The organism is Pseudonocardia sp. ZF1, from assembly GCF_056835605.1.
Map to the genome: position 1 here is coordinate 4,197,172 of NZ_JAJNBY010000001.1, position 16,890 is coordinate 4,214,061.

Genomic DNA, 16,890 nt, shown 5'->3' on the forward strand with positions numbered 1-16,890 from the left:
TCTCCTTCTCGCCTAGAAGTTGCGCAGGTCGGACACGAGCCACCGGCCGTCGACCCGCTCGACCGTGACCTCGGCGCGGCCCGGGGTGGTGCGCGGCGGCTCGCCGGTGCGGGCGGCCTCCTGCGTGAAGTAGAGCAGGGCGGTGACCCGGTCGTCGTCGGCGGACACCACGCCGGCCCGGGTGACGACGGTCCGTGTCCCCACCCCGCGGTCCAGGGCCGGGCGCCCGGATGCCGATCCTGGAGGGCGCGCGGGCGCCGGCCGAGCGCCGCGGCCGCGGTTCACCGGGGCCTGAGCGCGGCGGGCCCGGCCCCGACGAGGCGCAGCGCGAACTCCGCGAGCTGCCAGGCGACCTCGTTCTCCCCCGGGCCCGCGTCGTCGCGGAACCACACCGCGACGCCCATCCCCTGGTCGAGGATCGCGTACGACGCGAGCTGCGGCGACGCGACCGAGAACACCCCGGCGTCGGCGCCGTCGGCGATCAGCCGCCGGAAGCGCCGCTCGTAGTCGGCGCGTCTGGCGAGGATCTCCGACCGGTGCGGTTCGGTCAGGCTGCGCAGCTCCCGGTTGCCGACGAAGGCCTCCACCCGGTTCCGGGCGTGGAAGCGCACGTGCGCCTCGACGGCGCGGCGCAGCCGTTCGACCGGGTCGTCGATCCCGGCCACCGCGGCGTCGTGCTCGCGGATCAGCGCGTCCATGGTGGCGTCGATGACCGAGGCGAGCAGCTCCTGCTTGGAGCGGACGTGCTTGTAGAGGCTCGGCCCGCGGATCCCGACGGCGGCTCCGATGTCGGCCATGGTCGTCGCCTCGTAGCCGCGGCGGGCGAACTCCGCCAGCGCCGCCGACCGGATCTCATCGCTCCGCACGGCTAGCAGTCTATAGCCGTGATGTGAGATGTGGCTCCCGACGCTGTCCCCGGCTGCCGCGATGCTGCTACAAGATGGCTAACAATCATTAGCCGATGGAGGAGACATGGCGGTCGACCTCGCCCAGGACGCGCACGTGCAGGACCTCGCGGAGCGGACGGCCCGCTTCGTCCGGGAGGTGGTGGTCCCGGTCGAGGAGGCCCACGGCGGCGTCCTGCCGTCGGACGGGGAGCGGGTCCGGCTGCAGGACGCCGCCCGCGCCGCGGGGGTGTTCGCCCCGCACGCCGCCCCCGAGTTCGGCGGGCACGGCCTGGACATGTGCGGCCGCGCCGCGGTGTTCACCGAGGCCGGGTACTCGCTGCTCGGCCCGATCGCGCTGAACATCGCCGCGCCCGACGAGGGCAACATCCACCTGCTCGAGCGGATCGCCTCGGAGGACCAGAAGGTCCGCTACCTCGCCCCGCTCGCCGCCGGGGACGTGCGCTCGTGCTTCGCGATGACCGAGCCCTCCCCCGGCGCCGGGTCCGACCCCGACGCACTGTCCACCACGGCCACCCGGGTCGACGGCGGCTGGCGGATCGACGGCCGGAAGTGGTTCATCACCGGCGCCGACGGCGCCGCGTTCGCCATCGTCATGGCCCGCACCAGCGGCGTGCCCGGTGACCGTGGTGGTGCGACGATGTTCCTCGTCGACGCCGACAACCCCGGCATGACGATCGGCCGGCACATCCCGACGCTGGACGAGTCGCTCTACGGCGGGCACCTGGAGGTGGGGTTCTCCGACTGCCGCGTCACCGACGACGCCGTGCTGGGTGAGGTCGACGAGGGCTACCGCTACGCCCAGGTCCGTCTCGGCCCGGCCCGGTTGACCCACTGCATGCGCTGGCTGGGCATCGCGCGCCGCGCCCAGGACATCGCCGTGGCCTGGGCGGCGGAGCGGCAGGTGTTCGGGTCACGGCTGGCCGACCTCGGCATGGCGCAGGCGATGATCGCCGACAACGAGATCGACATCGCCGCCGCGCGCGGGCTGGTCCTGCGCGCCTGCTGGGAGCTCGACCAGGGCCGCCCCGCCGGGATGGAGGTCTCGATCGCCAAGACCTTCACCGCGGAGGCCGTGTGGCGGGTCGTCGACCGGGCCCTGCAGCTCAACGGCGGCCGCGGCGTCTCCGGGGACGTGCTGTTGAGCCGGTTCCTGCGCGAGGTGCGCCCGTTCCGCATCTACGACGGCCCCTCGGAGACCCACCGCTGGTCGATTGCCCGCCGCACCGTCGCGCGGGCCACCCGATGAGCCCCGACGGCCTGGACCTGACCGCGCTGGACGCGTTCCTGCGCCGGCACGTCGACGGCTACCGCGGCGGGGTCACCGCCGAGCTCGTCTCCGGCGGGCGGTCCAACCTCACCTACCGGGTCACCGACGGGGAACACGTCTGGATCCTGCGCCGCCCCCCACTCGGCACGCTGACCCCGTCCGCGCACGACATGGGCCGCGAGTACCGGGGCGTCGCCGCCCTCGCCGGGTCCGGGGTCCCCGTCGCACCGGCGGTCGCGCTGGCCGACGCGTCGGTGCTGGGGGTGCCGTTCGCGCTCACCGGGTTCGTCGACGGGATCGTGGTGCGCAGTGAGGACGACCTCGCCACCCTCGACGACGCAGGCGTGCGGGCGACCGCGTTCTCCCTGGTCGACACCCTCGCCGCGCTGCACGCCGTCGACGTCGCCACCGGCCCGTTGTCCGAGCTGGGCCGCCCCGCCGGGTACCTGCGCCGCCAGGTCGAGCGCTGGTACGGCCAGTGGCAGCGCGTCGCCACCCGCGAGCTGCCCGACGTGGACACCCTGCACGGCCTGCTCGAGGCGAGCTGCCCGGCCGAGAGCGACCACGCCGTCGTGCACGGGGACTTCCGTATCGACAACGCCATCCTCGACCGCGACGACCCCACCGTGGTGCGCGCCCTGGTCGACTGGGAGATGGCCACCCTCGGCGACCCGCTGGCCGACCTGGCCCTGCACGTCGTCTATGGCGACCCCGTGTTCGCCCCGGTCCTGGCCGGGGCCGCGGCCTCCACCAGCACCCGGATGCCGGGTGCCGACGAGCTGGTGGAGCGCTACGCCGCGGCGTCCGGGCGCGAGCCGCGGGACTGGGCGTTCCACCGCGGCCTGGCCTACCTCAAGGTCGCCGTCATCGCCGAGGGCATCCACGCCCGGCACCTGCGTGGCGACACCCGCGGCGACGGGTTCGCGACCGTGGGCGAGGCGACCGCACCGCTGGCCGCGGCCGGGGTCGTCGCGGCCCGCGGCTGAGCGACGGCGGGCCGGGCCGTCGGGCAGGACGCTCAGCGGGTGAGGCGCTCGGTGTGCTCGAGCAGCCGCCGCAGCCGCCCGGCGATCGCGTCCTTGGTCATCGGCGGGTCGGCGAGGCGGCCCAGCTCCTGCAACGACAGCTCCGGGTTGCGGGCCCGCAGCAGGCCGGTGGCCAGCAGTCGCTCGGGCACCCCTGCGGGCGGGTCCGCCAGCAGCGCCTGGACGCGCAGGGTCGTCATCGCCGCGGCCTGGGAGGCGCGCTCCCGGTTGGCGTCGTGCAGCGCGCCGCTCACCGGCACCTCCCCGGTCCCGCGCCGCAGGTCGGGGTTCCACGCCTGCGCCGCGCACGGCGCACCCATCCGGCCGAGCACCGCGCGCACGTCGACGGGGTCGCGGACGACGACGCGGTCGCCGTGGATGCCGGGGCGGGTCAGCGCGGCGACGCCGAGGCGCCGGGCCGCTCCGGTGAGCGCCATCGCCGTCTCCGGGGACGGGCAGAGCAGCTCCAGCCCGGCCCGGCCGCGGCCGCCGAGCGCCCCGGCCACCAGGAACGCGGCGCGCCAGGCCCCGGCCAGGACCGCGTCGTCGCCCGCGACGACCGGCGGCGGCAGGCCGCGTACCCAGCGGCCGGTGCTGTCGCACAGCCGGGTGCGGCGGGCCAGCTCCGGGACCCGTGCGACGACCCGGAGGGACTCGGCGGACAGCCGGACGACGGGGATCTCGAACAGGTCGGTGATCTGCCGGGCCAGGCGACCGACGGCGCGCGCGCACCCGGCTGGGACGTCCAGCACCGGGACCGATGCCGCCCCGACGGTCCGGTCGAGGGTCCCGGCGCAGGCGAACCGGAGTGTCGTCGCCGCCTCCGCGCGTCCGATGTCGGCCCGCGCGGGGCGGTGCCGGAACAGCTCGTCCCGGACGTCGAGGATGTCCACCTGAGGCTCCTTCGGATCCGATCGGCGTGCTCCGCCGGCGCGGGCTCGGCCCCGCGACCGTCGGACGACGCCCCGGCCGAGGGGACGGCCGGTCCGGGACGTACCGCCCTGGCGGGGGCGACGCGCCTCGGACCGGCCGGTGCCGCACGCCGGGCTCCCGGTCGGCGTGCACCACATCCCGGACAACGATCGACCGCCGCAGGACGAGGCGGATCCGCTTGCCCGCCACGACAACCGGGCCACCGGGGACGCCGGGCGCGGCGACCGGGACGACCGGTGGTCGACGGACCGCCGACCGGTGACCCTGCGTGATCTTCCCCCCGGGGCGGCCCCGGCGCACGCCACCGGTCCGGCCCCGATCGGGTCCGTGGACGGTTGGGATCGCTCCGGCCGGGTAGCGCGTCCACAGCGGGCGCGCCCCCGACGGGGGCGCCGCCCGACGGTCGTCGAACGCGGAGGTAGCCCCATGGACGGACACAGCGACGACTACTCGGAGGCCGACCTGGAGGTCGGCACGCCCGAGGACCACGCCGTCGGGGCGACGGCCGTCGCGGTGTCGATGAAGCGGTCGCTGGAGCGGATGGGACCGTCCCGCACCGCGCGCACGCTGCTCAAGCTGAACCAGGCCGAGGGCTTCGACTGCACCAGCTGCGCCTGGCCGGACCCCGACCCCGGGCACCGCTCGGTGGCCGAGTTCTGTGAGAACGGCGCGAAGGCGATCGCCGAGGAGGCGACGACGCGGCGCGCGACCCCGGAGTTCTTCGCCCGCCACAGCGTCGCCGAGCTCGACGAGCGGTCGGAGTACTGGCTCGGCCAGCAGGGCCGGATCACCCATCCCATGGTCCGGCGACCGGGCGGGACCCACTACGAGCCGATCGGCTGGGACGCGGCGTTCCGGCTGATCGGCGACGAGCTGAACGCCCTGGACGACCCCGGCGAGGCCACCTTCTACACCTCCGGCCGGGCGTCCAACGAGGCCGCGTTCGTCTACCAGCTCTTCGCCAGGGCGTTCGGGACCAACAACCTGCCCGACTGCTCGAACATGTGCCACGAGTCGACCTCGATCGCCCTGCAGGAGTCGATCGGGATCGGCAAGGCCAGCGTGACGCTGCCCGACCTGCTCGAGGCGGACGTGATCGTCATCGCCGGACAGAACCCGGGCACCAACCACCCGCGGATGCTGACCCAGCTCGAGCACGCCAAGCGCAACGGCGCCACGATCCTCACGATCAACCCGCTGCGCGAGGCCGGGCTGATGCGGTTCAAGAACCCGCAGACCCCCCAGGGGGTGCTCGGACGCGGCACCGACATCTCCGACCTGCACCTGCCGGTCCGGGTCAACGGCGATCTGGCGCTGTTCCAGGCCATCGGCTCACTGCTCGTCGAGTGGGACGCCCTGGACCACGAGTTCCTCGACCGGCACACCAGCGGCTTCGACGCCTGGCGCGACCACGTCGCCTCGATCGATCGCGACGCCGTCACCCGGTCCACCGGGCTGTCCTGGGCCGACATCACCCGGGCCGCGGCCCTGTTGCGGGACTCGCGCAAGACCGTCTTCTGCTGGGCGATGGGTCTGACCCAGCACCGCAACGGCGTCGCGACGATCAAGGAGGTCGTCAACGTCGCCCTGGCCCAGGGCAACATCGGCCGTCCGGGCGCCGGGCTCTTCCCGGTCCGCGGCCACTCCAACGTCCAGGGCGACCGCACCATGGGCATCTGGGAGCGCGTCCCGGACTCCTTCCTCGACGCCCTGCAGGCCGAGTTCGCGTTCGACCCGCCCCGTGAGCACGGCCTGGACACCGTCGACAGCATCCGGGCCATGCGTGACCGGAAGGTCAAGGTCTTCGTCGGCCTCGGCGGCAACTTCCTGCAGGCCGCACCGGACACCGACGTCACGACCGCGGCGCTGACCGGCACCCGGCTGACCGTGCAGATCTCGACGAAGATCAACCGGTCGCACCTGCACGGCGGCCGGACCGCGCTGATCCTGCCCACCCTGGGCCGGACCGAGCGCGACGTCCAGGAGTCCGGACCGCAGTTCGTCTCGGTCGAGGACTCCACGTGCTCCGTGCACTCGTCCCGCGGCCCGCTGCCGCCGGCGAGCCCGCACCTGCGCTCGGAGGTCGCGATCCTCACCGGGATCGCCGAGGCCACCCTGGGCGACCGGTACGGCATCGACTGGGCGGCGATGCGCGGGGACTACCGCCGCATCCGCGACCACATCTCCCGCGTCGTGACCGGCTGCGAGAGCTACGAGGTGAACGTCCGTCGCCCCGGTGGGTTCGTGCTGCCGCACCCGCCGCGGGACTCGCGGACCTTCGAGACCGGGTCCGGGCGCGGCGAGTTCGCGGTGTCGCCGATCGAGGTGCTGGAGGTCCCCGACGGGCACCTGCTGCTCCAGACCCTGCGCAGCCACGACCAGTTCAACACCACCATCTACGGCCTGTCGGACCGCTACCGCGGCATCGAGGGCGGGCGCCGGGTCGTGTTCTGCCACCGCGAGGACATCGCGGCGCTCGGGTACTCCGAGGGCGACCACGTGGACCTGATCACGCGCTGGGAGGGCGACGAGCACGTGCGCTGCGCGTCCGACTTCCGCCTGGTGGCCTACGACGTCCCGCGGGGTACCGCGGCGGCGTACTACCCGGAGACGAACCCGCTGGTCCCGCTCGACGCCACCGCGCTGAAGAGCAACCAGCCGGCGTCGAAGTCGGTGGTGGTCCGGCTCGGCGTGGCCGGGAGCGAGGAGTGCGACCCGCGGGGCGCCCAGGGAGCGGTCGGCGACGACGACGGCCACAAGTCCCGGCCGGAGGTGTCGCACCTGTCCTGACCGTGAGGCGTGCCGGGGCTCACCAGGGGACGACCGCTCCGGTGTGGTCGAGGAACTGCAGGCCGCCGTCGTGCGCGTGGCCCACCAGGACCTCGGCCACCCCGCGCGCGCTCTCCGCGACGGTCAGCCGGGCCCCGGGGCCGCCCAGCTCGGTCTGCACCCACCCCGGGTGCAGGAGCAGCAGGGTGCGCGGGTCCTGCGCCGTCCGGGCGGCGTAGCTGCGCATGAGCTGGTTGAGCGCGGACTTGCTCGCCCGGTAGACCTCGTGCCCGCCCCGGGTGTTGAACCCGATGCTGCCCTGCCGCGACGACATGACCCCGATCGTGCCGGTGGGCGGGACCAGCGGGGCGAGCCCCTCGACGACCCGCATCGGGCTCAGCGCGTTGGTCACCATGACCTCGACGAACACCTCGGTGGGCACCTGAGCGGCCGGTACGTCGGCGTCGGTGATGCCGGCGTTGACGAACAACAGGTCGATCCGGCGGTCGCCGAGCCGCTCGCGCAGCGCGTCGATCTGCCCGGTGTCGGTGATGTCGAGGTGCTCGACGGTCACCCGCCCGGTCCGGTCGGCGAGTGCCGCGAGGGCCTCCGGGGTCTCACCACGCACGGTGGCGACGACGTCGAACCCCCGCTCGGCGAGTTCGCCCGCCAGGGCGAGCCCGAGTGAGCGCGAGGCCCCGACGACGAGTGCGGTGCGGTCGGTCATGTCTGCTCCTGGGTGTCGGTGCGGGGGTCGCCGGCGAGCCCGTTCTCGATCCGGCGCAGCAGGACGACGGCCGTGTCGATCCCCGCGGGGTCGTCCGCGACCCCGGCGAGCAGCTCACTCCAGATGCGACGCAGCTCGCGCAGGTTCTGCTCGGCGCGGTCGGTCGGGTACAGCCGGACCCGGCGCGCGTCGTCGGGGTCGGACACGCGCCGCACCAGGCCCTTGGCCTCGAGGTTGCGCAGCGCCCGGCTGGTGTTGCTGGAGATCAGCCGGGTCGCCCGGGCGACGGCACCGGCGGTGATGCCCGGCTCCCGGTCGACCACGCGCATCACCGCGCTCTCCAGCGGGGTCCAGCTCTGCCCGGCGAACGCGGGCTCCTTCGACGCGTGGATGAGCCTGCCGACCGCGAGGATGCGGTCGGCCAGCTCGAACAGCCGGGTCTCCTGGTCGTCGTCCACGCCGTCGCGGTACACCCAATAGCTGTCACACGACAGGTATCAGACGACAGTGTTCGGGTCGGGGAACATCCGCACGGCGGTGACGTCGTCGCCGGCCGGGACCCGGTCGAGGCCGACCATCCGGTCGACGACCATGTTCTGGAAGCGGTGGACGGGCTCCTCGAAGCGGAAACACATCCGGCCGCCGCGGAAGGCCGGGTCCGCCAGGCCCTGCTGGACCCGCTCGACGATGTCCAGGTCCTGGCGGTTGACCAGGTCCCAGAACGCCTCGAGCTGGTCGAGCCCCGCCCGGCCCTCCTCGTCGTCGACGAACTCGGGGTGGGTGAGCAGCACCGCGGTCTCCTCCGTCCGGTCGGCGGCCACCGGGCGGTTGAGCAGCACGAAGGCGTGGTTGGGCAGGACCACCAGCGCGCAGCTGGGGAACAGCCACACGAAGCGGCCGCTGTCCACGTCCTCGGGGCCGAGCGTGCTCAGCGGCGCCGGGCCGTCCCAGCCGCCTGCCTCGGTGTTGCGCGACACCGGGGTGGTGCACATGCCCGTGTACATGCCGGGGCCCTGCCAGCGGTAGTGGTCGGAGAACCGGGAGACCCGGTTGAGCTCGGGATGCACCCACGGCAGGTGGTAGTACTCCATGAAGTTCTCGCCGACGAGCTTGTAGTTGGCCGCGACGTCGTAGCGGCGGCGACGGCGGGGCGACCAGGCCTCCAGTCGGTGGTCGGCGAACCGGGCGGGCAGGTCACCGAGCTGCTCGCGCAACGGGCCCGGATCGCGGCCGAGGTGGACGAACAGCAGGAACCCCCAGCTGTCGACGGCGACGGGGAGCAGCCACTGGTCGGCGCGGTCGAAGCCGGTGGCGACCGAGGTGTCGAACACGGGCTCCTGCCCGGCCGGGACGTCGGAGCCCTCGAACAGCGGGGTGCCCAGGCACGCGCCGTCGGTGTCGTAGGTCCAGCTGTGGTACGGACAGCGGATGCGGCCGCGCCTGCCGACCTCACGGGCGTCGGCGTCGAGCAGCCGGGTGGCGCGGTGGCGGCAGACGTTGTGGAAGGCGCGCAGCTCACCGTGCCGGTTGCGGGTGACGATCACCGACCGCCCCGCGACCTCGACGACGACGCAGGCGCCGTGCCGGTCGACGTCGGCGGTGAGGCCGACCGCGACCCAACCGGTCGCGAACACCCGCTCCCGTTCGAGGGCGAAGAACTCCGGCGAGGTGTAGGCGTCGGGCAGCAGGGTCGACGCCTGGTCCACGGGGAGGCGGGTGTGCCGGTAGGTGGCCTCGTCGCCGAACGTGGCTGGGTCGACCGGCCGGGCGGGCAGGGCGTCGTGGGGGGCGGGCGCCGGGCCCGGGGTGACCGGGAGGTCGATGCTCACGGGGGTCTCCTCTCGTCGCGGGGCGGACGGGCTCAGGTGTGGAAGCTGCGTGGGAAGGCGGGGTCGGTCAGCGCGGGCCGGGTGACGGAGAAGGCGTCGACCGGATGCGCCGGCTCCGTGCCGAGAGCGAGGTCGGTGAGCAGCCCACCGATCAGCGCGGCGAACTTGTACGCGTGCCCCGCCCCGATGGCGACGACGACCTGCGGGGTGCCGGGCAGGGTGTCGAGGACGAAGTCCTGGTCCGGCGGGACGGTGTAGAGACAGGTCCTCGAGTACAGCTCCGGACCGCGGAACCGCGGCAGGTGCCGGGCGAGGAAGGCGTCGTAGCGCTCGCGGCGGACCGGGTCGGGGTCGAACGAGCGGCCGTCGGCGGTGGTCTCCTCGCCGCCCATGTGCTGGCCGAGCTTGGTCGCGACCTCGCCGTACACCGGGAAGCCGTAGAAGTTGTGCTCGCCGTGCCACATGAAGACCGGGAAGCGGCCGGGCGAGAACTCGGCCAGGTGCGGGGTCGCGTAGTAGGTGACCTGCTCGCGCAGCACGGTCAGCGGCAGCCGCAGCCCCACCCCGGCGAGCAGCTGGTTGGTCCAGGCGTCGGCGGCCAGCACGACGCGGTCGGCGCGCAGGGTGCCCCCGTCGGTGACGACCGCGACCCCGCCGCCGTCGGCCCGGATCGACCGGACCGGGGTGTGCGGGCGGACCTCGGCGCCGTGCGCCCGGGCCAGCGCGACGTGCACCGCGTTCGCCCGCGCGGCGTCGACGATGCCGGAGTCCTCCTGGTACAGGGCCTGCTCGCCGCCGGAGGTCCGGAACTGGGGCCAGCGCCCGGTGAGGGCGTCGGCGTCGAGCAGCTCGTAGGCGACGCCGTGGCGGTCGAACAGCGCGGTGTATCCCTCGATGTTCCGGGTGCCGGTCGCGGTGCCCGCCCGGGCGACCCGGTCCTCGATCACCAGCCCGCCGGTGCGGGTGACGAGCCGCTGGCCGGACTCCTCCTCGACGGCGGCCCAGGCCCGGTAGGCGGGTGCGGCCAGGGCGGCGTAGGCGTCCTGGTGCTGGGCGAGCCGGATGATCCGGGAGTGGTCCTGGGACGCGCCCCGGTGATGGCCGAGCGCGAACTGCTCCAGACCCAGGACCCCCGGACCGAGCTCGGTGGCGAGCCGGTGCAGCGCGGCCGAGCCGAGCCCCCCGAGGCCGATGACGATCGCGCGGTACGCACCCATCCGTCGTGCTCCTGCCGTTGCGCGGTGTGCTGACGACGACAGGGTGGGCGCCGGAAACCGTTCAGGTCCATCGCAGAATCGGACCCGGAATCTTGTACGTTCTGCGAATGATCGATCGGAGGCTGCGGGTGCTGACCGCGATCGCCCGGCACGGGACGGTGACCGCGGCGGCCGAGGTGTGCCGGATGACGCCGTCGGCGGCGTCGCACCAGATGCAGGCGCTGGCCCGCGAGCTCGGGGTGACGCTGCTCGAACCCGACGGACGACGCGTGCGCCTGACCGCCGCGGCGCGGACCCTGCTGACGCACGGCGAGACCCTGCGGGCGCAGTGGGAACGGGCGCAGGCCGACCTCGCGGCCCACCGCGACGGCGACACCGGCGGGGCGCTGCGGTTCTGCGGGTTCTCCACCGCGGCGGCGGCCGTCGTGCCGGAGGTGCTGGGACGGCTGCGCACCGCCCACCCCGGATGGGAGCTGCAGCTGCGGGAGTGCGAGCCGGCGCGGGCGTTCGACCTGCTCGCCGCGGGTGACACCGACATCGTGGTGGTCGTCGCGACGTCGAGCCTCCCGCCGGTGACCGACCCGGCGTTCGACCAGCGGACCCTGTTCGACGAGCCGCTGGACCTGCTGGTCGGCCCGGACCACCCGCTGGTCGGGCGCGCGGACGTGGCGCTGGCCGACACGGCCGCGGAGCGGTGGATCTGCAGCAATCCGGGACGGGCCTACCACCAGCTCGTGACGATGGCCTGCGCCGGCGCGGGGTTCGCGCCCGACATCGCCCACCACGCCGACGAGTGGGACACCGGCGCCGCGCTCGTCTCCCGCGGGTTCGGCGTCGCGCTGGTCCCCCGCCTGGCCGACGTCCCAGCCCGTCACGAGACCCGGCGGATCCGGATCGGCACGCCGCCGGTGCCGATCCGCCGGGTGGTCGCCGCGGTCCGCGCCGGTGCGCGGCACCGGCCCGCGGTGGCCGCCGGGCTGGCGACCCTGGACGAGGTGTGCCGCGAGCTGGCCGACCGGCTCGCCGCGGCCTGACCCCGGACAGCGACAACGCCGGTCACGGCGGACCCGGACCGCTGATGCGGGACGGGATCCGCCTCGAGGTCAGCCACCTCCACGTCGCCGGGGAGATCACCGTCGCCGAGCTGCGCGCGACCTCGGTGACCCTCGACGGGGCGCCGTTCGACAACGGCTACCGCCGGGCCCGCCGGTTCGATCGGCCCGGCCCGGCGCCCGGATCGTGGAGGTCCGCGCTTACCTCGACAGCGCCATGGTCGCCTGGACCGTCGACCGCAACGAACCGCTGCGGGCGGGCTGAGCAGCGGGAGGGGCGGCGTGGCGGGCACGGACCGCCGTCGGCTCCCGGCCGTGCCGCTCCGGCGACCGGCCCCGCCCACGATCAGGAGTGGCTCGCGCGCCGACCTCCTCGATCCTCTCCTCCGCCCGGTGTCGGGGCGGTGCCGCCGCGCGGGCCGGCGGCGAAGCTCCGCACCAGTCCGGTGACCCGCTCGGCCGCCTCCACGTTGGTGAGGTGCGCGGCCCCGTCGATGACGACGTAGCGCCCGTCCGCCACCCCGTGGGCGACGATCTTCGCCAGCTCCGGCGGTGTGGCCGGGTCGGCGCCACCGGCGATCACGAGTGTCGGGACGGTGATCTCCGGCAGCCGTCGCCGGACGTCGAAGGCGCCGATCGCCTCGCAGCATCCGGCGTAGCCCTCCGGGTCGGTCGCCCCGAGCATCCGCAGCAGGCGGACGGCCTCCTCGTTGCGGGTGCGCACGAAGTCGTGGGTGAACCAGACCCCGGCCCGGCTCGTGATCATCGCGGCCGTCCCCTTCGCCCGGACCTCCTGCGCACGCGCCGGCCAGCTGGAGGGTTCGGCGAACCGTGCGGCCGAGGCGATCACCGTGAGGGTCTCGAGACGGCCGGGGTGGTCGAGGGCGATCTGCTGGCCGATGGCGCCGCCGATCGAGACCCCCGCGTAGTGGGCGCGGCCGATGTCGAGCCGGTCGAGCAGCGCGACGACGTCGCGCGCGAGGCCTGCCATCGTGTACGGCCCGGCGGGTGCCGGGCTCGCACCGTGCCCGGGCAGGTCGTAGCGCACGATGCGGAACTCGTCGGCCAGCGCGTCGACCTGCTCGTCGAACAGGTGCAGGTCGGTGCCCAGCGACGGTCCGAGCACGAGGACGGGGGCACCCTCGCGGCCGTCGATCCGGTGCGCGAGGTCGATCGGGGCGTGGACGAACTCGACCTCCGGTTCGGGCGCGCCCGTCCGGAAGGTCGCGGCGGCGTCCTCGACGCTGAACACGCCCTTCTCCCAGCCGTCGGCGAGCGGCGCGAAGTAGTCGAACGAGATACGTTTGCGCCGGTAGCGCCACTCACCGTCGAGGCGCACGACGCGGTCGTCGTAGCGACCGGCGGCCACGTGCGGCACCCCGTCGCGGACGCAGGGCTGCCACAGCAGCGAGTGGACACGCGCCGCCGCGGGCTCGCCGTCGACGGCGTCGTCGTCCAGCTCGACCTCCAGGTTGGACACGTGGTGCCAGAACGAGGTGAGCCCCTCACGGGCCAGGCCGGCGAAGAACCGGCGCAGACCGACCGGGCCCCGTGCGTGGCGGAGGCCGACGAACTCGCCGTCGTCGGTGAACAGCGAGACCAGGGTGTCCCAGTCGCCGTCGTCGAGGGCCCGGCAGTAGCGCGCGTCGAGGGCCCGGATCTCCTCGATGGCCTCCAGCCGGGCGAGGCGCTGCTCCGCGGTGGTCATCGGAGCGCGCCGCCGTCCCCGGCGAAGACGACCGAGACCGGACCGTCCGGTGACGGCAGGTCCCCCGCGGCCGCGACGATCCGCACCCGCCCGTCGGGCAGCACCTCGACGTCGGCCGTCCTGCCGTCGACGAGGCCGCGGTAGCGGCCGGGCGGTGGGAGCGCCGTCCCGGGCTCGGGACGGACGACGTCACCGCGGCGGGCGCCGTCGACCCGGTGCGGGCGGCCGAGGGCCCGCGCCGCGGCGTCGAGCCGGCCCGACCGGATGCACCGCCGGGCGTGGGTGGACGAGCACGGGGTGTCGACCACGCGCAGCAGCGGCACCACGTGGGTGGTGAAGCCGAACCCCGTCCCCAGGGTCGCCAGCGTGGTGACGTCGCCGGCCGCGCGGGCGCCGAAGGTGAAGTTCGCGCCGACGACGACCGCCGCGGCCCCCAGCCCGCGGGCCAGGACGTCGCGGGCGAACTCGTCCGGGGTCCGGGCGGCCAGCCCGGCGGTGAAGCGCAGGACGCAGACCGCGTCGACACCGGCGGCGGCCGCGAGCTCGGCGCGGTGGTCCACGGTGGTCAGGACGGCGGTGTCGCGGTCGACCCCGAGCACGCGGGCCGGATGCGGGTCGAAGGTGAGCAGCACGACCGGGAGCCCCCGCTCCCGCCCGACGGCCCGGGCGTGGTCGATGAGGCGGCGGTGGCCACGGTGGACGCCGTCGAAGACACCGACGGTCACCACGCAGGGGCCGAAGGAGTCGGGCACGGCGTCGACGCCCCACCACAGCGGGACGACGGGCCGGCTCGGGGTGCGGTCGGGTGCCTGGGCGGCGGTCATGACCGGGACCTCCACGTCACGGTTGCGCCGACGGGTGGGGCGGGCCCCGTGCCGGGGCCCACCCCACCCGTTCGGACTACTCGGGTTCGAGGACGAAGTCGTGGTCCGAGCGGACCTCGTCGCCGTCGCCGGTGGGCTGCGGGTCGAGTACCAGCTCCGGCTTGGTCGCCGAGGCGACGTCGGAGTCCAGGTACGGGTCACCGGTGAAGAACAGCTGGGTGGTGACCGTGCGGTGCCCGGGGGCGGAGACCAGCAGGTGCAGGTGGGCCGGTCTCCACGGGCTCCATCCCGCGGTCGTGGTGAGCTTCCCGGTCGGGCCGTCCAGCGGGATCGTGTACGGGGCGGGCCTGCGGGTGTGGATCTCGAACCGGCCCTGCTCGTCGCAGGCGACGACGCCGCGCAGGTTCCCGGCCGGGGGCTTCTCCGCGAAGCCGGAGTACCAGCCCTCGTCGTCGGTGTGCCAGATGTCGACCGTCGCCCCGGGCAGCGGCGTGCCGTCGGTGCCGGTCACACGGCCGGCGAGGACGAGCGGGGTGCCGGGCTCGTCCGCGCGCATCGGCAGGGTCGCCGGGGACTGCAGCCGGACCTGGCCGTCGAGCCAGAACGGGCCGAGGATGGTGCCGGTCGAGCCCTGCTGGGACTCGGCGGCCACCCGCTCGACCTCGAACTCGAGGTAGACGTCGAGGAACAGCGGCCACTCGCCGGTGTCGGAGACCTCGATGAGCCAGCGCTTGAACGCGTCGAACTCGGAGTAGGTCACCTTGTGGTCGCGGATCGCCGCCCGGATCCCCTCCAGCGCGGCGCCCACGACGGCGGCGACGCGGTCGGCGTCGGCGCCGCCGCCCGCCGCGGTGCGCCTGCTGGACAGGCCGAGGCGGGCGGAGTCGGTGGCGTTCGCGCCGGCGAGCCCGGCGCCGGAGGGGACGGTGTCGGAGGGGACGGTGTCGCGGTCGGTGGTGGTCATGGCGCGCCCCGGGTTCAGCGGCCGTTGCGGCCGAAGAGCCGCACGTCGTCGTTGTTGATCAGGTCGGGCACGGTCCAGCCGTTGAGGTCGTACTCGTCGAGGCACTGCTCGGCGAAGCCCTTCATCGCCGACGCGGTGCCCGACGCCTCGGCGGCGAACAGGAGCTCGGCACGCACGCCCTCGTGGTTGCCGGAGTAGTTGCGCTCGTAGAGCTCGTGGCGCCCGCCGAACTCCGAGCCGATCGAGTCCCAGATCAGCTTCATGAGCTTGACCCGGTCGACGGCCTCGTAGCCGTTCGAGCCGCGGACGTACTTGTCCAGGTAGGGCCGGACCTCCGGGGAGAGGAAGTCCGCGGAGTGGCTGGGCAGGTAGATCAGCGAGGCGCCCAGGTCCTGCATGATGATCTCCTTGACCCGCGGGTAGCCCAGGGTCATGAACCAGCGGTAGGCCAGGCCGTAGTCGAGCTTGGGCAGCTTCGCCCCACCCACCCACTCGTCGGGGTTGGCGCACATCGCATCCGACAGCGCCCAGAACATGTTGCGCCAGGCGATGACCTCGCCGACCCGGGTCTGCACGCCGCGGAAGTCCTTCGAGCCGGTGACCTCCAGGCCCTTCATCAGCAGGCCGGCGATGAAGTCGAGCTTGACCGCGAGCCGGGTGACGCCGTGGAAGGTGAAGCGGTGCAGGAAGCCGGACCCGGGGAAGAACGTCGACGCCTTCTCCGCGTCGCCGTAGATGAACACGTTCTCCCAGGGGATGAGCACCTTGTCGAGGATGAAGATCGTGTCGTTCTCGTCCATCCGTGAGGAGAGCGGATAGTCGAACGGGGTGCCCATCATCGAGGCCTGCTGGGCGTAGGACGGGCGACAGATCAGCTTCATCCCGGGCGCGCCCATCGGCACGGTGCAGACCAGGGAGTACTCGCGCTTCTTGATCGGCAGGCCGTAGTGGGCGAGGAAGTTGAAGTGGGTGATCGCCGAACCGGTGGCGACGACCTTGGCCCCGGAGACGACGACGCCGTTGTCGTTCTCCTCCTCGACGTGCATGAACACGTCGGAGACCTCGTCCGGCGGGCGGTGCCGGTCGACCGGCGGGTTGATGATCGCGTGGTTCCAGTAGAGGACCTTCTCCTGCGACTCCTCGTACCAGCGCCGGGCGTTGGCGGCGTAGGGGTCGTAGAACTCGGAGTTCGCGCCCAGGGTGCCCAGGAACGCGGCCTTGTAGTCGGGGCTGCGCCCCATGAAGCCGTAGGTCATCCGGGCCCACTCGGCGATCGCCTCGCGGTCCTTGCGCAGGTCCTCGACCGAGTGCGGGGTCCGGAAGAACGGGTGGGTGACGCCGGAGCTGCCGGTGTCGGTGGGGACGGTGAGTTTCTCGGCGCGGGTCGGGTCGTGCAGCGCGTCGTAGAGCCGCGCGGTCATCCGTACCGCGTTGCGGAACGCCGGATGGGTGGTCACGTCGGCGACCTTCTCGCCGTAGAGGTAGACCTCGCGGTCGTCCTTGAGACTTTCGATGTACTCGTCGCCGGTCATCGGCCGGGTGACGCGGCCGTCGGCGTCGGTGGGGGTGGCGACCGAATCCTGCTGCAGGGTCATCATCGACTCCTTTGTCGTTCGAGCTCGGGGGGCGAGCCGTGCGTGCGCACGGCGTCATGGACGGGGGGGTGG

15 protein-coding genes are annotated in these 16,890 nt (G+C 73.9%); 4 read left to right on the forward strand and 11 right to left on the reverse strand.

Annotated elements, in window-relative coordinates; genetic code table 11:
- Positions 1-12: 12 nt before the first annotated feature.
- Positions 13-204 (reverse strand): hypothetical protein, encoded by a 192-nt coding sequence (locus tag ZF1_RS20190; protein ID WP_357439503.1) that lies wholly within the window; start codon positions 202-204, stop codon positions 13-15.
- A gap of 77 nt (positions 205-281) precedes the next feature.
- Positions 282-866 carry a TetR/AcrR family transcriptional regulator gene (locus tag ZF1_RS20195; RefSeq protein ID WP_350589171.1) on the reverse strand — a complete coding sequence of 195 codons (585 nt, stop codon included), beginning with the start codon at positions 864-866 and terminating at the stop codon, positions 282-284.
- A gap of 106 nt (positions 867-972) precedes the next feature.
- Here ZF1_RS20195 and ZF1_RS20200 point away from each other — a divergent pair, with 106 nt between their 5' ends.
- Positions 973-2,154 (forward strand): acyl-CoA dehydrogenase family protein, encoded by a 1,182-nt coding sequence (locus ZF1_RS20200; RefSeq protein WP_251787303.1) that lies wholly within the window; start codon positions 973-975, stop codon positions 2,152-2,154.
- Positions 2,151-3,161, forward strand: a complete 1,011-nt coding sequence (locus ZF1_RS20205) for a phosphotransferase family protein (protein ID WP_482638061.1) — start codon at positions 2,151-2,153, stop codon at positions 3,159-3,161. Before ZF1_RS20200 ends, ZF1_RS20205 begins: the two co-directional genes overlap by 4 nt.
- 32 nt (positions 3,162-3,193) lie before the next feature.
- Here ZF1_RS20205 and whiA read toward each other — a convergent pair whose 3' ends face one another.
- Positions 3,194-4,093 carry a DNA-binding protein WhiA gene (gene whiA / locus ZF1_RS20210; RefSeq protein ID WP_357439510.1) on the reverse strand — a complete coding sequence of 300 codons (900 nt, stop codon included), beginning with the start codon at positions 4,091-4,093 and terminating at the stop codon, positions 3,194-3,196.
- A 466-nt stretch (positions 4,094-4,559) separates the two neighbouring features.
- Here whiA and ZF1_RS20215 point away from each other — a divergent pair, with 466 nt between their 5' ends.
- Entirely contained in the window at positions 4,560-6,923 is a 2,364-nt protein-coding gene (locus ZF1_RS20215; RefSeq protein ID WP_482638062.1) for an FdhF/YdeP family oxidoreductase, read from the forward strand.
- A gap of 19 nt (positions 6,924-6,942) precedes the next feature.
- Here ZF1_RS20215 and ZF1_RS20220 read toward each other — a convergent pair whose 3' ends face one another.
- Genes ZF1_RS20220 through solA form a run of 4 tightly spaced genes read right to left on the reverse strand, consistent with a single transcriptional unit; the run spans position 6,943 to position 10,675 of the window.
- On the reverse strand, positions 6,943-7,629 hold the full coding sequence (locus ZF1_RS20220; protein WP_073577358.1) for an SDR family oxidoreductase: 687 nt from the start codon (positions 7,627-7,629) through the stop codon (positions 6,943-6,945).
- Complete coding sequence (locus ZF1_RS20225; protein WP_062396929.1) at positions 7,626-8,087, reverse strand: MarR family winged helix-turn-helix transcriptional regulator; 462 nt, start codon at positions 8,085-8,087, stop codon at positions 7,626-7,628. The genes ZF1_RS20220 and ZF1_RS20225 overlap by 4 nt, the downstream gene beginning before the upstream one ends.
- Positions 8,088-8,126: 39 nt before the next feature.
- The gene (locus ZF1_RS20230) at positions 8,127-9,458 is read right to left on the reverse strand and encodes an aromatic ring-hydroxylating oxygenase subunit alpha (protein WP_482638063.1); all 1,332 of its coding nucleotides are present in this window, start codon (positions 9,456-9,458) and stop codon (positions 8,127-8,129) included.
- Positions 9,459-9,490: 32 nt separating this feature from the next.
- Positions 9,491-10,675 (reverse strand): N-methyl-L-tryptophan oxidase, encoded by a 1,185-nt coding sequence (gene solA / locus ZF1_RS20235; RefSeq protein WP_482638064.1) that lies wholly within the window; start codon positions 10,673-10,675, stop codon positions 9,491-9,493.
- A 107-nt stretch (positions 10,676-10,782) separates the two neighbouring features.
- Here solA and ZF1_RS20240 point away from each other — a divergent pair, with 107 nt between their 5' ends.
- Positions 10,783-11,709 carry a LysR family transcriptional regulator gene (locus ZF1_RS20240; RefSeq protein ID WP_482638065.1) on the forward strand — a complete coding sequence of 309 codons (927 nt, stop codon included), beginning with the start codon at positions 10,783-10,785 and terminating at the stop codon, positions 11,707-11,709.
- A 364-nt stretch (positions 11,710-12,073) separates the two neighbouring features.
- On the opposite strand, the gene pcaD is transcribed toward ZF1_RS20240, so the two are convergent.
- The 4 genes from pcaD to ZF1_RS20260 all read right to left on the reverse strand — a co-directional run bounded on the left by pcaD (position 12,074) and on the right by ZF1_RS20260 (position 16,818).
- On the reverse strand, positions 12,074-13,435 hold the full coding sequence (gene pcaD / locus ZF1_RS20245; RefSeq protein ID WP_357439524.1) for a 3-oxoadipate enol-lactonase: 1,362 nt from the start codon (positions 13,433-13,435) through the stop codon (positions 12,074-12,076).
- A complete protein-coding gene (locus ZF1_RS20250; RefSeq protein WP_357439526.1) occupies positions 13,432-14,259 on the reverse strand; it encodes an adenylyltransferase/cytidyltransferase family protein in 828 nt (275 codons plus the stop codon). Before ZF1_RS20250 ends, pcaD begins: the two co-directional genes overlap by 4 nt.
- A gap of 76 nt (positions 14,260-14,335) precedes the next feature.
- Positions 14,336-15,223, reverse strand: a complete 888-nt coding sequence (locus ZF1_RS20255) for a dioxygenase family protein (protein ID WP_482638066.1) — start codon at positions 15,221-15,223, stop codon at positions 14,336-14,338.
- Positions 15,224-15,237: 14 nt separating this feature from the next.
- The gene (locus ZF1_RS20260; protein ID WP_139282946.1) at positions 15,238-16,818 is read right to left on the reverse strand and encodes a 4-hydroxyphenylacetate 3-hydroxylase family protein; all 1,581 of its coding nucleotides are present in this window, start codon (positions 16,816-16,818) and stop codon (positions 15,238-15,240) included.
- Positions 16,819-16,890 lie beyond the last annotated feature (72 nt).

What these genes read in the sequence shown, in the direction of transcription:
- ZF1_RS20255 (WP_482638066.1), bottom strand. Translation starts at nt 15,223, where the DNA reads ATGACCACCACCGACCGCGACACCGTCCCCTCCGACACCGTCCCCTCC.
- ZF1_RS20250 (WP_357439526.1), bottom strand. Translation starts at nt 14,259, where the DNA reads ATGACCGCCGCCCAGGCACCCGACCGCACCCCGAGCCGGCCCGTCGTC.
- ZF1_RS20260 (WP_139282946.1), bottom strand. Translation starts at nt 16,818, where the DNA reads ATGACCCTGCAGCAGGATTCGGTCGCCACCCCCACCGACGCCGACGGC.
- pcaD (WP_357439524.1), bottom strand. Translation starts at nt 13,435, where the DNA reads ATGACCACCGCGGAGCAGCGCCTCGCCCGGCTGGAGGCCATCGAGGAG.
- ZF1_RS20200 (WP_251787303.1), top strand. Translation starts at nt 973, where the DNA reads ATGGCGGTCGACCTCGCCCAGGACGCGCACGTGCAGGACCTCGCGGAG.
- ZF1_RS20220 (WP_073577358.1), bottom strand. Translation starts at nt 7,629, where the DNA reads ATGACCGACCGCACCGCACTCGTCGTCGGGGCCTCGCGCTCACTCGGG.
- ZF1_RS20215 (WP_482638062.1), top strand. Translation starts at nt 4,560, where the DNA reads ATGGACGGACACAGCGACGACTACTCGGAGGCCGACCTGGAGGTCGGC.
- ZF1_RS20205 (WP_482638061.1), top strand. Translation starts at nt 2,151, where the DNA reads ATGAGCCCCGACGGCCTGGACCTGACCGCGCTGGACGCGTTCCTGCGC.
- ZF1_RS20240 (WP_482638065.1), top strand. Translation starts at nt 10,783, where the DNA reads ATGATCGATCGGAGGCTGCGGGTGCTGACCGCGATCGCCCGGCACGGG.
- solA (WP_482638064.1), bottom strand. Translation starts at nt 10,675, where the DNA reads ATGGGTGCGTACCGCGCGATCGTCATCGGCCTCGGGGGGCTCGGCTCG.